Origin of the sequence: Mesorhizobium sp. WSM4904 (assembly GCF_029674545.1) — a bacterium.
GTDB lineage: Bacteria > Pseudomonadota > Alphaproteobacteria > Rhizobiales > Rhizobiaceae > Mesorhizobium.
The window spans coordinates 2,424,762-2,439,614 of record NZ_CP121354.1 but is presented as its reverse complement, the minus strand read 5'-3'; the positions used below and the strand labels follow the sequence as shown (position 1 = coordinate 2,439,614).

10 protein-coding genes and 1 tRNA gene are annotated in these 14,853 nt (G+C 64.2%); 6 read left to right on the top strand and 5 right to left on the bottom strand.

Annotated elements, in window-relative coordinates:
- Positions 1-62: 62 nt before the first annotated feature.
- Positions 63-1,277: a DUF459 domain-containing protein gene (locus QAZ47_RS11635; protein ID WP_278233324.1), complete on the top strand. Its 1,215-nt coding sequence runs from the start codon at positions 63-65 to the stop codon at positions 1,275-1,277.
- Here the strand turns inward: QAZ47_RS11635 and QAZ47_RS11630 are convergent.
- Together QAZ47_RS11630 and gltB are read right to left on the bottom strand one after the other, a co-directional pair.
- Positions 1,274-2,728, bottom strand: a complete 1,455-nt coding sequence (locus tag QAZ47_RS11630; protein WP_278233323.1) for a glutamate synthase subunit beta — start codon at positions 2,726-2,728, stop codon at positions 1,274-1,276. The two genes, QAZ47_RS11635 and QAZ47_RS11630, sit on opposite strands and share 4 nt — an antisense overlap.
- 155 nt (positions 2,729-2,883) lie before the next feature.
- Positions 2,884-7,605 carry a glutamate synthase large subunit gene (gene gltB, locus QAZ47_RS11625; protein WP_278233322.1) on the bottom strand — a complete coding sequence of 1,574 codons (4,722 nt, stop codon included), beginning with the start codon at positions 7,603-7,605 and terminating at the stop codon, positions 2,884-2,886.
- Positions 7,606-8,101: 496 nt separating this feature from the next.
- Here gltB and QAZ47_RS11620 point away from each other — a divergent pair, with 496 nt between their 5' ends.
- Positions 8,102-9,154, top strand: a complete 1,053-nt coding sequence (locus QAZ47_RS11620; RefSeq protein ID WP_278233321.1) for a low specificity L-threonine aldolase — start codon at positions 8,102-8,104, stop codon at positions 9,152-9,154.
- A 167-nt stretch (positions 9,155-9,321) separates the two neighbouring features.
- Here QAZ47_RS11620 and QAZ47_RS11615 read toward each other — a convergent pair whose 3' ends face one another.
- Positions 9,322-9,789: an Hsp20 family protein gene (locus QAZ47_RS11615; RefSeq protein ID WP_278233320.1), complete on the bottom strand. Its 468-nt coding sequence runs from the start codon at positions 9,787-9,789 to the stop codon at positions 9,322-9,324.
- A gap of 487 nt (positions 9,790-10,276) precedes the next feature.
- Here QAZ47_RS11615 and QAZ47_RS11610 point away from each other — a divergent pair, with 487 nt between their 5' ends.
- Positions 10,277-11,233, top strand: coding sequence for an alpha/beta hydrolase (locus QAZ47_RS11610; protein ID WP_278233319.1), 957 nt, complete (start codon positions 10,277-10,279; stop codon positions 11,231-11,233).
- Positions 11,234-11,405: 172 nt separating this feature from the next.
- Positions 11,406-11,864, top strand: coding sequence for a hypothetical protein (locus QAZ47_RS11605; RefSeq protein ID WP_278233318.1), 459 nt, complete (start codon positions 11,406-11,408; stop codon positions 11,862-11,864).
- A gap of 62 nt (positions 11,865-11,926) precedes the next feature.
- Here QAZ47_RS11605 and hisN read toward each other — a convergent pair whose 3' ends face one another.
- Complete coding sequence (gene hisN, locus QAZ47_RS11600) at positions 11,927-12,700, bottom strand: histidinol-phosphatase (protein WP_278233317.1); 774 nt, start codon at positions 12,698-12,700, stop codon at positions 11,927-11,929.
- Positions 12,701-13,001: 301 nt separating this feature from the next.
- A complete protein-coding gene (locus QAZ47_RS11595) occupies positions 13,002-13,943 on the bottom strand; it encodes an N-formylglutamate amidohydrolase (RefSeq protein ID WP_278233316.1) in 942 nt (313 codons plus the stop codon).
- 165 nt (positions 13,944-14,108) lie between these two features.
- Here QAZ47_RS11595 and QAZ47_RS11590 point away from each other — a divergent pair, with 165 nt between their 5' ends.
- Both QAZ47_RS11590 and QAZ47_RS11585 read left to right on the top strand, forming a co-directional pair.
- A complete protein-coding gene (locus tag QAZ47_RS11590) occupies positions 14,109-14,471 on the top strand; it encodes a response regulator (RefSeq protein WP_006199474.1) in 363 nt (120 codons plus the stop codon).
- A 216-nt stretch (positions 14,472-14,687) separates the two neighbouring features.
- A tRNA-Val gene (locus QAZ47_RS11585) sits at positions 14,688-14,762 on the top strand.
- The last annotated feature ends 91 nt before the right edge of the window (positions 14,763-14,853 follow it).

Below are 14,853 nucleotides of genomic sequence, written 5' to 3'. Positions count from 1 at the left end.
TTCGGCTTGCGCATGACTTTCCCGCATTTTGCATGGTCATGCGCCAAGGGATGGAGAAGCGATTGGTTTCGGTTGCGCGCATCTGGCTGATCGTTCGCCGCCTGCCGATCCTCGTCCTGGCCGTGGCCGTGCTTGCCGTCGCCGGCTCCAGCGCCTTCCATTCGCCTGCTTTCGCACAGGAGGAAAGCCGCGGCTGGTCGCTGCGCGACCTCCTGTTCCCGCGCCGCAGCGAACGCATCGAGCCCCCGGCCGACATCCAGCAGGCAAGGCCGAAACCAAAGAAGAAACCCAAGCCGCGCCCGCCGGCCGAACCGGAGACGCCGATCGTCGAAAAGACGCCGGATGCCCGCGTCGTGCTGGTGGTCGGCGATTTCCTGGCGAGCGGACTGGCCGAGGGCCTCGACACCGCCTTTGCCGACAATCCGGCCGTCAGGATCGTTTCGCGCAGCAACGGCTCGTCCGGCTTCGTGCGCGACGATTTCTACAATTGGCCAGCCGAGATCAAGTCGCTTATCGAGACGGAGAAACCGTCCGTGGTGGTGGTCATGCTCGGCTCCAACGACCGCCAGCAGATGCGTGTCGGCGACGTGCGCGAGCAGCCGCGCTCCGAGAACTGGACCAAGGAATACGAGCGCCGCACCGATGCACTGGGCAAGGCCATTCAAGATAGCAAGGTGCCGTTCCTGTGGGTCGGCATGCCGGCGTTCCGGGTGGCGAAGATGACCTCGGACATGCTGGCCTTCAACGACATCTATCATTCGGCCGCCCAGGCTCATGGCGGCGAGTTCGTCGATGTCTGGGACGGCTTCGTCGATGAGAACGGCGCCTTCGTCACCTCCGGCCCCGACATCAACGGCCAACCGGTGCGCCTGCGCTCCGACGACGGCATCAACGTCACCAAGGCCGGCAAGCGCAAGCTTGCCTTCTATACCGAAAAGCCGCTGGCGAAGATCCTCGGACTGGCGGCGCCGGGAAGCGTCACGACGGTTTCCGCGCCGGCCGGCGCCCCGGTCGAGGCGTCGAAGCCCGCCGCAACTCCGGTCATCGTCGACCGTACGCCGCCGATGCTGCTCAGCGATCCGGCGCTCGACGGCGGCACGGAACTTTTAGGTGCCGCTCCGCCTGCCAAGGCCGATCCGAACCTGCCTGGTGAAAAGCTGACCGTCGAGGGCAAGGCGCCGGCCGCTTCGCCTGGCCGCGCCGACGATTTTTCCTGGCCGCCGAAACCGGCGGCCGCGGCCGCCGCCTCCGACACGACGACCGCAATCAATCGTTAACGGGGCAGTACCGTCGACCCCATCAGCGCCTCGTCGATCGCGCGCGCCGCCTGGCGGCCCTCGCGGATCGCCCACACCACCAGCGACTGGCCGCGGCGCACGTCGCCCGCTGCGTAGAGCTTGTCGATGCTGGTCTTGTAGTCGCTGTCGTTGGCCTCGACATTCTTCGAGCGGCGGCTGTCGGTGACGGTCCTTATCTCGCCCTCGAGCTCCCTCATCACGCTGTCGCTCGCGGGACCGGCAAAGCCGATGGCGATGAAGGCGAGATCGGCGCGGATGACGAATTCGGTACCGGCGATCGGCTTGCGCTTTTCGTCGACCTCGCAGCAGCGGACGCCGGTCAGCTGGCCGTCCTCGCCGATGAACTCGAGCGTCGCCACCTGGAATTCGCGCTCCGCGCCCTCGGCCTGCGAGGAGGACGTACGCATCTTGGTCGCCCAATAGGGCCAGACGGCAAGCTTGTCTTCCTTCTCCGGCGGCTGCGGGCGGATGTCGAGCTGCGTCACGCGCACCGCGCCTTGCCGGAAGGCGGTGCCGATGCAGTCGGACGCGGTGTCGCCGCCGCCGACCACCACGACATGCTGGCCGCCGGCGATGATCGGATGTGAGGGCCAGGCCACCGATTGGATCGGCTCGCCGCCGACGCGGCGGTTCTGCTGCACCAGATAGGGCATCGCATCGTAGACGCCGCTGAGATCGTCGCCAGGGATGTTGGCGGGGCGCGGCGTTTCCGAGCCGCCGCAATAGAGCACGGCATCGTATTCGGCCAGCAGCTCGGCAACGGGCTTGTCGACGCCGACATTGACGCCGCAATGGAAGGTCACGCCCTCGCCCTGCATCTGTTCGATGCGGCGGTCGATGTAATGCTTCTCGATCTTGAAGTCGGGAATGCCGTAGCGCATCAATCCGCCCGGCCGGCTCTCGCGCTCATAGACATGCACGTCGTGGCCGGCACGGCCGAGCTGTTGCGCCGCCGACATGCCCGCCGGCCCGGAGCCGATGATGGCGACCCGCTTGCCGGTCTTCTTCTCCGGCGGATAGGGCCGGATGTGGCCGGTCTCGTAAGCCTTGTCTGCGATCGCCTGCTCGACGGTCTTGATGGCGACCGGAATGTCCTCGAGGTTGAGCGTGCAGGCTTCCTCGCAGGGCGCCGGGCAGATGCGGCCGGTGAACTCCGGGAAATTGTTGGTCGAATGCAGGTTGCGGATCGCGCTGTCCCAGTCGCCATTGTAGACGAGGTCGTTCCAGTCCGGGATCTGGTTGTGGATCGGGCAGCCGGTCGGCCCGTGGCAGAACGGAATGCCGCAATCCATGCAGCGCGCGGCCTGTTTCTCGACCTCCTTGTCCGACATCGGCAGCGTGAATTCGCGAAAATGCCGGATGCGGTCCGAGGCAGGCTGGTACTTATGCACCTGCCGGTCGATCTCGAGAAACCCTGTTACCTTGCCCATAGTCCAGTCCCTGCTGTCCGAAGGCACGCTCGAAAGCCTAGCTTGTCGGCGCACCCGTTAACCTCATAAGGCCGCCATGGCAACCTTGGTTCCGAGGTCAGGATTGTTGGTGAGGATGCCGGCCGGGGCATTGTCTCCCCGGCCATGCCCGAAGCCTACTCCGCCGCCACGCTCATGCGCATGCGTTCCATCTCGATCAGCGCGCGGCGATACTCGACCGGCATGATTTTCCGGAATTTCGGCCGGAAGCTCTGCCAGTTGTCGAGGATCTCGCGGCCGCGCACCGAACCCGTGTAGTGGACGTGGTTCGAGATCAGCTGGTAGAGCCGCTCCTCATCGTGGCTGGTCATGTCGCCGGAGACGTCGACGCGTCCCTTGTGGTCGAGGTCGCCGCCGTGATGGAGCAGCTTCTCCATCAGGTCGTCCTCTTCCGGAACCGGCTCCAGCTCGACCATCGCCATGTTGCAGCGCTCGGCGAAATCGCCCTTCTCGTCGAGCACGTAAGCGACGCCGCCCGACATGCCGGCGGCGAAGTTGCGCCCCGTTTTGCCGATGACGACGACGATGCCGCCGGTCATGTATTCGCAGCCATGGTCGCCGACGCCTTCGACGACGGTGACGACGCCGGAATTGCGCACCGCGAAGCGCTCGCCGGCGACGCCGGCGAAATAGGCCTCGCCCTCGGTGGCGCCATAGAGCACCGTGTTGCCGACGATGATCGATTCAGCGGCTATGATCTTGGCCTCTTGCGGCGGACGGATGACGATGCGGCCGCCCGACAGGCCCTTGCCGACATAGTCGTTGCCGGCGCCGACCAGATCGAAGGAGACGCCACGTGCCAGGAACGCGCCGAAGGACTGGCCGGCCGTGCCGGTGAGCTTGACGGTGATCGTATCCTCGCGCAGACCCTTGTGCTTGAAGCGCTTGGCGACTTCGCCCGACAGCATCGCGCCCGTCGAACGGTCGACATTGCGGATCGGCAGCTCGATGGTGACGGGCTGCTTGGCTTCCAGCGCCGGCTTCGCCAGCTCGATCAGCTTGCGGTCGAGCACGTCGTCGATCGGATGCTTCTGCCGCTCGGTCCAGTGCAGCGCCTCATGCGGCGCGTCGGGCTTGAAGAACATCTTCGAGAAGTCGAGCCCGCGCGCCTTCCAGTGCTGGATCACGTCGCGCTTCTCCAACAGGTCGGTGTCGCCGATGATCTGGTCGAGGTGGGTGAAGCCCATTTCGGCGAGCAGCGCGCGTACCTCTTCCGCCACGTAGAAGAAGAAGTTGATGACGTGCTCGGGCGTGCCCTTGAAGCGCTTGCGCAGCACCGGATCCTGCGTCGCCACGCCGACCGGGCAGGTGTTCAAGTGGCACTTGCGCATCATGATGCAGCCGGCCGCGATGAGCGGCGCGGTCGAGAAGCCGAACTCGTCGGCACCGAGCAGCGCGCCGATGATGACGTCGCGCCCGGTGCGCAGGCCGCCATCGACCTGCAGCGCCACACGGGAGCGCAGTCCGTTGAGCACCAGCGTCTGATGCGTCTCGGCGAGGCCCATTTCCCACGGGCTGCCGGCATGCTTGAGCGAGGTCAGCGGCGAAGCGCCGGTGCCGCCGTCGTAGCCCGAGATGGTGATGTGGTCGGCGCGCGCCTTGGCGACGCCCGCGGCAACCGTGCCGACGCCGACCTCCGACACCAGCTTGACCGAGACATCGGCCGCCGGGTTGACGTTCTTCAGGTCGTAGATCAGCTGCGCCAGATCCTCGATCGAGTAGATGTCGTGGTGCGGCGGCGGCGAGATCAGGCCGACGCCGGGGGTCGAATGCCTGACCTTGGCGATGGTGGCGTCGACCTTGTGTCCGGGCAGCTGCCCGCCCTCGCCCGGCTTGGCGCCCTGCGCGACCTTGATCTGCATGACGTCGGAGTTGACCAGGTATTCCGCCGTCACACCGAACCGGCCCGAAGCGACCTGCTTGATCGCCGAGCGTTCCGGGTTCTTGCCGCCGCCGGGCAGCGGAAGATAACGGTCGGCCTCTTCGCCGCCCTCGCCGGTGTTCGACTTGCCGCCGATGGTGTTCATGGCGCGCGCCAGCGTTGTGTGCGCTTCCCTGGAAATCGAACCGAAGGACATCGCCCCGGTCGAGAAACGCTTGACGATCTCGGCCGCCGGCATGACGTCGTCGATCGCGACCTTCTTGCGGCCGGTTTCCTCGGCCAGCTTGATCTTGAACAGACCGCGAATGGTCCGTGCTCTGGCTGTCGCGCTGTCGATCTGCGCCGAATATTCCTTGAACGTGTCCCAGGAGCCCTGGCGCACGGCGTGCTGCAGGGTGGCCACCGCGTCCGGCGACCACATATGCGCCTCGCCGCGCATGCGGAACATGTACTCGCCGCCGACATCGAGGTTGTTGCGCAACACCGGGTCGTTGCCGAAGGCGTCGGTGTGGCGGCTGAGCGTCTCGGTCGCGATCTCGTCCAATCCGACGCCTTCGATCAGCGTCGCGGTGCCGGTGAAATACTTCTCGACGAAATCCGACTTGAGCCCGATGGCGTCGAAGATCTGCGCGCCGCAATAGGACTGATAGGTGGAGATGCCCATCTTGGACATCACCTTGAGGATGCCCTTGCCGATCGACTTGATGTAGCGGGAGACGACTTCATATTCGTCGACCTCCGCCGGCAGCTCGCCGCGCTTGTGCATGTCGAGCAACGTGTCGAAGGCGAGATAGGGGTTGATCGCCTCGGCGCCGTAGCCGGCCAGGCAGCAGAAATGGTGCACCTCGCGCGGCTCGCCGGATTCCACGACCAGGCCAACGGAGGTGCGCAGGCCCTTGCGGATCAAGTGGTGATGCACCGCCGCGGTGGCGAGAAGCACGGGAATGGCGATCCGGTCCGGCCCGACCTGACGGTCCGACAGGATGATGATGTTGTAGCCGCCGGCGACCGCCGCCTCGGCCCGCTCGCAGAGCCTGTCGATGGCGCCCTGCATGCCTGCCGCGCCTTCGTTCGAGCCGTAGGTGATGTCGATCGTCTTGGTGTCGAAACGGTCCTCGGTGTGGCCGATGGAGCGGATCTTCTCGAGATCGCCATTGGTCAGGATCGGCTGGCGCACTTCGAGCCGCTTGCGGCGCGACGTGCCGACCAGGTCGAAGATGTTCGGCCGCGGCCCGATGAAGGATACCAGGCTCATCACCAGCTCCTCGCGGATCGGGTCGATCGGCGGATTGGTGACCTGGGCGAAGTTCTGCTTGAAATAGGTGTAGAGCAGCTTCGACTTGTCCGACATCGCCGAGATCGGCGTGTCTGTGCCCATCGAGCCGACCGCTTCCTGGCCGGTGGTCGCCATCGGCGCCATCAGAAGCTTGGTGTCTTCCTGCGTGTAGCCGAAGGCCTGCTGGCGATCGAGCAGGCTGACGTCCTTGCGCAAGGCGCGCGGCTCGACCGGCTTCAAATCCTCCAGGATGAGCTGCGTGTTGGCGAGCCAGGTCTTGTAGGGGTGCCTGGTCGCGATCTCCGACTTGATCTCCTCGTCGGAGACGATGCGGCCCTTGGCGAGGTCGATCAGGAGCATGCGGCCGGGCTGCAGCCGCCACTTCTGCACGATCCTCTCCTCCGGCACCGGCAGCACGCCGGCCTCCGAAGCCATGATGACGCGATCGTCATCGGTGACGATGTAACGCGCCGGGCGCAGGCCGTTGCGGTCGAGCGTGGCGCCGATCTGGCGGCCGTCGGTGAAGACGACCGCAGCCGGGCCGTCCCACGGCTCCATCAGCGCGGCGTGGTACTCGTAGAAGGCCTTGCGGTCGGCGTCCATGAGCTTGTTGCCGGCCCAGGCTTCCGGGATCAGCATCATCATGGCGTGGCTTAAGCTGTAGCCGCCCTGGAACAGGAACTCGAGCGCGTTGTCGAAGCACGCCGTGTCCGACTGGCCTTCGTAGGAGATCGGCCAGAGCTTCGAGATGTTGTTGCCGAACAGCTCGGAATCGACGGACGCCTGACGCGCCGCCATCCAGTTGTTGTTGCCGCGCACCGTGTTGATCTCGCCGTTATGCGCGACCATGCGGTAGGGATGCGCGAGCTTCCACGACGGGAAGGTGTTGGTCGAGAAGCGTTGATGGACGAGGATCAGCGCCGTCTCGAAGCCCGGATCCTTGAGGTCCTTGTAATAGGCCCCGACCTGGTAGGCGAGGAACATGCCCTTGTAGACGATGGTGCGCGCCGACAGCGACACGCAATAGGCCCCGATGTCCTTGTTGTCGTTCTCGGCATAGATGCGGCCCGAGATCACCTTGCGCAGCAGGTAGAGCCTTGCCTCATATTCCTCGTCGTCCGGAATGTCGGCCGTGCGGCCGATGAACACCTGACGATGGAACGGCTCGGACGCGACGATCTCCGGCGCTTTCGACAGCGACGAATTGTCGACCGGCACGTCGCGGAAGCCGATGAGCGGCAGACCTTCGGACTGCGCCGATTCGGCGATGATGTCTTCGATATGGGCGCGAAGTGCCGCGTCCTGCGGCATGAACCAGTGGCCGACGCCGTACTGGCCGGCCGGCGGCAGTTCGACGCCCTTTGCCGCCATTTCCTCGCGGAAGAACTGGTCCGGAATCTGCACCAGCACGCCGGCGCCGTCGCCGACCAGCGGATCGGCGCCGACGGCGCCGCGGTGGGTGAGGTTTTCCAGCATCGCCAGACCGTCCTCGACGATCCGGTGCGACTTCACGCCCTTCATGTTGGCGATGAAGCCGACGCCGCAGGCATCGTGCTCGTTGCGCGGATCGTAGAGCCCTTGCGCGGTCAAGCGGTTGGTCGGGCGAGTCGGATTTTTGACGGCTGCCGCTTTCGTCTGCGCGGCCTGGCCGTTGATCGCAGATGGCGTCAGTTCCGTCATCGTCCTATCCTCCATTCCGCACCCTTGCGCGGTGATTTCCCTCAGGGCGCTGGTTTGCCTTGGGAAGCGAGAATGCTTCCCTTCATCCTTGCTGCACGTCTCGCGAAAGTCTTGCCGAACCATGCGGCCATACGCCCGGTTCGCATCCGGTATCGTACAGGTCAGAGCGGAGCCGTCTACCCGCCGCTCGCGACAATGGCCGGAATGGCAGCGATGATACGCCAGTCCAGCCTGTTTTGTGCGACAAAATAAGACAGCACTACTGTCCTAAATTTTTTATGACAGAAATCGGGAACCCGCACAAGACCGATTCACAAAAATCTTGGCCTCGCCGCGACACAAAATTTCGTGACGGCATCGCCAAACGTAAGCTTTGATCCCAGCCGGTGTGGTCGCCGGCTGGCTTCACCACTTTGCGAACGATTGGCCCTTGCGCATCTCGCGCCGAAGCAGTCAAGTCGCGCCGCTTTTGCCAAATCACGACACGGACCTTTCGATGTTCTTTGCATCCGACAACTGGGCGGGCGTCCATCCCGACATTGCGGCGAACCTGTCGCGTCATGCCGCCGGCACCGCGACCGCCTATGGCGACGGCGATCTCGACCGCGCCGTCTACCGCCGCTTCAGCGAGATCTTCGAACGCGAAGTTCAGGTTTTTTTCGTCGCCACCGGCACAGCAGCCAACGCGCTCTCGATGGCGGCGCTGAACCGTATCGGCGGCATCGCGCTTTGCCATTCCGAAGCGCATATGAATGTCGACGAGTTCGGCGCGATGGGTTTTTACACCGGCGGCGCGCGCGTCGCGCCCGTTCCAGGTCCCCTGGGCCGCATCAACCCGCAGGCTCTGGACAAGGCGATCAAACGCTATTCGCAGGACCTCGCTCCGGGCGGCCAGCCGATGGCGGTGACGATCACCCAGGCGACCGAGGTCGGCACCGTCTATACGGTCGACGACATCAAGGCGATCGCCGAGGTCAGCCATCGCCACAAACTGCCGCTGCATATGGACGGCGCGCGCTTTGCCAATGCGATTGCCGCGACCGACGTCACGCCGGCGGAGATGACCTGGAAGAGCGGCGTCGACCTCATCTCTTTCGGCGGCACCAAGAATGGCTGCTGGATGGCCGATGCGGTGGTGATCCTCAACCCGGAAGTCGGCCGCGATCTGCGCCTCCTACGCCAGCGCGCCGGGCAGACCTTTTCCAAGGCGCGCTTCATCTCGGCCCAGTTCGAAGCCTATCTCGCCGATGATTTGTGGCTGCGGATGGCGCGCCACGCCAATGCGATGGCGGCGCATCTGGCCGAGACGATCGAGGACGCCCCTGCAGGCAGGCTCGCCTGGCTGCCGCAGGCCAACGAAGTGTTCGCGATCCTCGACCGCGCTCTTGCCGACAGGCTGCAGGCCGCCGGCGCCAAATTCTATGAGTGGGGCGTGCCGCTGGCTTTCGACGGCCATCTCGGCGACAATGAAGCGATCTACCGCTTCGTCGCGAGCTTCGCGACCACGACGGAAGAGATCGACCGGCTTGGTCACTTGCTGGTTGAATAGGGAGCAATTCCAGGAAAAATGCGCAGCGGTTTTCCGTCCGGAATTGCGCGAAAATCCATATTCGGAGCGATTCGGCGAAAAAGCGTAGCCGGCCCGACAAAAAAGCGGCGCCTCTCGGCGCCGCTTCCGTCTCGGGAGGGAGACATATTCCAGATGGAGCCTGCGGATCACGCGGCGGCCTTGGCCTCGATCTGCTTGGCCTTGTCCGAAGACGAGGTGATCGCGATCTTGCGCGGCTTCAACTCCTCGGGGATGTTGCGCTTGAGGTCGACGAAGAGCAGGCCATTCTTCAGCGTGGCGCCCTCGACCTCGACATGGTCGGCGAGCTGGAAGCGGCGCTCAAAGGCCCGCGAGGCAATGCCGCGATAGAGCAGCTCGGAAACCTCGCCGTTGTTCTCTTCCTTGCGCTCGCCCTTGACGGTCAGCACGTTACGGTGCGCCTCGATCGAGATCTCGTCCTCCGAGAAGCCGGCAACCGCCATCGAAATGCGATAGGCGTTCTCGCCGGTGCGCTCGATGTTGTAGGGCGGATAGGTCTGCGCGCTCTCGGGCTGGCCGAGCGAGTCGAGCATGGTGAACAGACGGTCGAAGCCGACGGTCGAGCGATAAAGCGGGGAAAAATCAACGTGACGCATGAGGTGTTCTCCTGTTGAGCAACATGGTTTGCGTTTGACCCGGTGCGAAACCCTCGAAAGGCGTTCCGGATGGGCCAGCGGCCCCGACGATCGGCGGCCGCAATCTCAATTTGGGAAGCGGAAAAGGCCTTTTCAAGAACTTTGCGCGGTCAAGTTCCTTTCGATCCGTCTGCCCGATGAACGCCAGATGAACCGAGGCTTCGGCATCCGTTCAGCCACGTGACGCTAAGCTGCAGCCAGGATTACGGACATGCGGCGCCTCGATCGGGACGCCGCGACCAGGCCGAACCGGGTGCAACGTCCCTTCCTCCCGGATCGACAGAGGCCGGAAGCGCGCCGCAGGCGCTTCCGGCCTTACCGTTTCACGCCCTCGCTGTTTTGTGAAAGCCGCGCAAATCCCCGCGACGCCTTTGCTTTTGGCGCATGGCCGTCTATCACCATGGCAACGCCTGGCCCGTTCGGGCAAAGAACAATCACGAAGCGCCGAATGACGGATCTTTTCTATCTGACTGAAGGCAATCCGCCGCCAAAGAACGCTGCCGGTGGCTTCTTCACCACCCGAGACGGCAGGAAGATTCGCTACGGCGTCTTCGCCGCGGTCGCCCGCCCGCTGCAAGGCACGGTTGTGCTGCTGACTGGCCGCAACGAATGCATCGAGAAATATTTCGAGACCATCCGCGACCTCGCGGAGCGCGGCTTCGGCGTCGCCATCCTCGACTGGCGCGGTCAGGGTGATTCCAGCCGCCTGCTGCGCAACCGGCAGCGCGGCTATGTTCGCAGCTTCCGCGACTATACGAGCGACCTCGAGCAGTTCTTCGAGGAGATCGTGCTGCCGGATTGCCGCGGCCCCTATTACATTCTCGCCCACTCGACCGGAGCGGTGATCGCGCTGCTCGCTTCGCCCTCGATGGTCAACCGGGTCCGCCGCATGGTGCTGATCGCCCCCTTCCTGGCCGTACCCGACCTGTCGGTTTCGATAACCACGGTGCGGCGCATCTGCGCGGTATTCTGCGCGCTGGGCCTCGGCCGCCTCTATGCCGCCTGGGGGCCGCGCCCGAAATTGCCGACGCCCTTCGAAACCAACAAGGTGACGTCCGATCCGGAGCGTTATCGGCGCAACACCGACATCTACAGGGCTTGGCCGCAGCTCGCGCTCGGTGGCCCGACCATCCGCTGGCTGAAGGCTGCCGCCGAAGCTGCGGAGGCGGTCAGCGATCCCGATTTCATGGCAAGGATCCAGGTGCCGATGCTGATTGTCGCGGCCGGCGCCGACCAGGTCGTCTCGACCAAGGCGGTGGAATCCTATGCCCGGCGGCTGCGCGTCGGCTCGCTTTTGATGATCGACGGCGCGCATCACGAGATACTGCAGGAGAAGGATCTATTCCGCGAGCAACTGCTCGCGGCCTTCGATGCGTTCATTCCGGGAACCGGCGACGCTGTTTGACCGCTTCGCCGGCGCACCGCGGGTCACGACAGCGAGCGAGTTTTCACGACCCGATTGGCCCAGCCCGCCGTCATGCCCTCGGCGCGGCGCGGCGCCTTATTCCCGTCCAGCCGTCGAGCGCTAGTTGCTGCCCAAAGAGGTCAGACGCCAATTGGAGATGGGAGAGACGGCCATGGACGCATCGAGCACGCTGTCACGTCAGGGGCACCGTCTGCTGCAGATTGGCGTCGCCCTGCTCTTGTTTTCCTCGTTCGAAGGGTTTGCGATACCCTACCTCGCCGCGCCGCGGCTCGGACTGTCCGCACACACGCTTAGCGCCCTGCAAGGCGTTCTCCTGCTGGCGCTGGGTCTCACATGGTCCAGGCTCAATCTCGGTGCGGCGACGTCGCGGGTCGCGTTCTGGCTCCTGATCTATTCGGCCTTGGCCATCCTGGCGGCCTACGTGATCGCCAGCGCCTGGGGAGCCGGCAACGAGACGATGCCTTTGGCGGCTGGAGCCTCCCACGGGAGCGCGTTTCAGGAAGCCGTGATCAAGGTCGTCGGTTATTCGTCCGCGCCGACCGGCCTCACCGCCTTCGCGCTCATTTTGTGGGGCCTGCGTCGCACCGACGCCCGGCCCGCCGACAGCTGAGAGAGCGGCTCCTTCCGCGCTGTGGTTTCCACCGCGCACAGACACTGAGGCACGCCGGATGATCAGCCGCGCAGCGCCGCCATCGCCGCGGCGTGCAATTCCGGCGTCGCCGCCGCCAATATGTCGCCGCCGTTTTCCGCAGGCCCGCCCTCGAAGGTGGTGACGACGCCGCCCGCCTTCTCGATGATCGGGATCAGCGCCACGATGTCGTAGGGTTTCAAGCCCGGATCGGCGACGATGTCGACGCTTCCCGCCGCGATCATCGCGAAGGCATAGCAGTCCGTGCCGTAGCGGGCGAGTTGCACCTGCTTCTCGAACTGGTCGTAGCGGCTTCGCGCCTCGCCCTTGAACAGCGCCGGCGTGGTGGTGAACAGCGTCGCCTTGGAGAGGTCCGTCGTCTTGCGGGTCGTGAGCTCGCGCGGACCGCCCGGGCCTTCGTAGTGCGAACCGGAGGCATTGGCATAGAACAGCTCGCCGGTGAAAGGCTGCGACATCAGGCCGGCGACGGCATCGCCGTCGACCGTCAGCCCGACAAGCGTTCCCCATACCGGCAAGCCGGAGATGAAGGCGCGCGTGCCGTCGATCGGGTCGATGACCCAGACATGCCGGCTCGACAGGTTTTCGCTGCCATGCTCCTCGCCGAGGATGCCATGATCGGGGTATTCCGCCGCTATCAGCGCCCGGATCGCCCGCTCGGCCTCGCGGTCGGCCTCGGTCACCGGATCGAAGCTTTCCGCCAGTTTGTTGGCGACCGCGCCCTGGCTGCGGAAGCGCGGCAAGGTCTCCGCGGCGGCGGCACGCGCGATGCGCCGCATGAAGTCGATGCTGATATCCAACTCACTCTCCCCTTGCGGCAGCCGGCGGCCGCCGTTTTCTGCCCGGAGCAAAGGCGCAAAGGCCGGTCAGGCATCGCGCATTTGTTGCCCGAATGTCACACCTCAGCCGTCGAAACGGAATTTGCACATCATATTGAATTAAAAAAGCCCGAAGTCGATTGACATTTGTGCATCGCACAATAGTTTTGTTCTCGGACAGCTTATCCTGTCCATGCCCTCCTTGGGCGTTTCCTCCCTAGACTTCGACCGTGTCGTGAAAGCGATGCGGTCTTTTTTTAAGCCGCGAAACGTCGGGTTGCGATCATTCCGCGGCGAGCGGCAGGTCGACGAAATTGTGGTCGGGCATCGACATCAGCTCGGCCGAAAACCGCGTCAAGTTGTCGGCCAGCGTGTCGAAGCCGGCCGACTTCTGGAACGTCCGCTCGTTCATGTAAAGTCCGCGATTGACCTCGATCTGCAGCGCGTGGAGATGACGCGCCGGCCGCCCGTAATGCTCGGTGATGAAGCCGCCGGCATAAGGCTTGTTGTGCGCGACCGCGTAGCCCATGCCGGTGAGCAGGCCGATCGCCGTCTCGGTCAGAGCCGCGGACGCTGAAATGCCGAAGCGATCGCCGATGATGAAATCCGGCCGCGCGCCATTGTCGCCGACGCGGATGCTGGCCGGCATCGAATGGCAGTCGATCAGTACGGCGTAGCCGAACCTGGCGTGAGTCCTGGTCAATAGCCGCTTCAGCGTCTCGTGATACGGCTTGTAGACGGCCTCGATGCGTCCCACGGCCTCGGCCAGAGGCAGGCGCCCGGGATAGATGTCGAGCCCCTCCCCCACCAGCTTCGGCACCGTGCCCAAGCCGCCCGCGACGCGGGCCGAACGGATGTTGCAGAAGGACGGCACCGGCTCCGCGAACATGCGCGGATCGAGCTCCCATGGCTCGCGGTTGACGTCGAGGTAGGCGCGCGGGAAGTTCGCCGCCAGCATCGGCGCGCCGAGCGCGACGGCGCCGCCGAAAAGCTCATCGACATAGCAGTCCTCCGACCGGCGAATGGCGTTGCGGTCGAGCCGCGCCATGGCCAGGAAGCGCTCGGGATAGTGGCGGCCGCTATGCGGCGAATTGAACAGGAAAGGTACGCGCTGCTCGGCGCCCGATCGGATTTCGAAGGGTGGTACGACCGAAAAATCCTCGGCTGCCGTCTTCAATTTGAACGAACCAGGATCAAGCACTGCATCATTACGCAAAACTGCCATCTTGCGTCCGGCATGTCCAGCATTTCGGCCTCACCAAAAGGCTGCGCGAGGTGGTAGGCACCAACCCAACGTTCACTTGATGTTTACCGTCTCCTCCTCATATACAGGATGGTTAACGGCCTTGCCCGGCGGCAGGCTTGGGGTGGGTGATTCGGACGGGATATGATGGCACGCATTCTGCTGGCGGAAGACGACGACGATATGCGCCGCTTCCTCGTCAAGGCGCTCGAACGAGCCGGTTACCAGGTAAGCGATTTCGACAATGGCGCCAGCGCCTATGAGCGGCTGCGCGAGGAGCCTTTCTCGCTGCTTCTGACCGACATCGTCATGCCGGAGATGGACGGCATCGAGCTTGCCCGCCGCGCCACCGAGATCGATCCGGACCTCAAGGTGATGTTCATCACCGGCTTTGCCGCCGTCGCGCTCAATCCGGATTCCAAGGCGCCCAAGGACGCCAAGGTGCTGTCGAAGCCGTTCCACCTGCGCGACCTCGTCAACGAGGTCGAGAAGATGTTGCAGGCCGCCTGAGAGATTTTCCGGCCAATGCATGTCGCCCAAAAGCGTGCCGCGGTTTTGGGATACGACATGCATGAAACAGAGACCTGAGGCGCGTCGCTCGAAATCCTTTTCGACGCGACGCGCTTCGGGCATCGGCCTCCCGCCGCTGCGGCAAAACGGAGCTTTCTTTTCTTATTCCCGCTATTGACGCGCCGGACCAAAAATGGTGTATGCGCGGCTTCGGATGGGCGTGTAGCTCAGCGGGAGAGCACTGCATTGACATTGCAGGGGTCACAAGTTCAATCCTTGTCACGCCCACCATCCTTCTTCTGATAGCGTTTTCAAAAGGTTAGCTATCACAAGAAACTCCATCGAAAGACCCTGGATTTGGCTGCTGGTCACACTCTGGTCA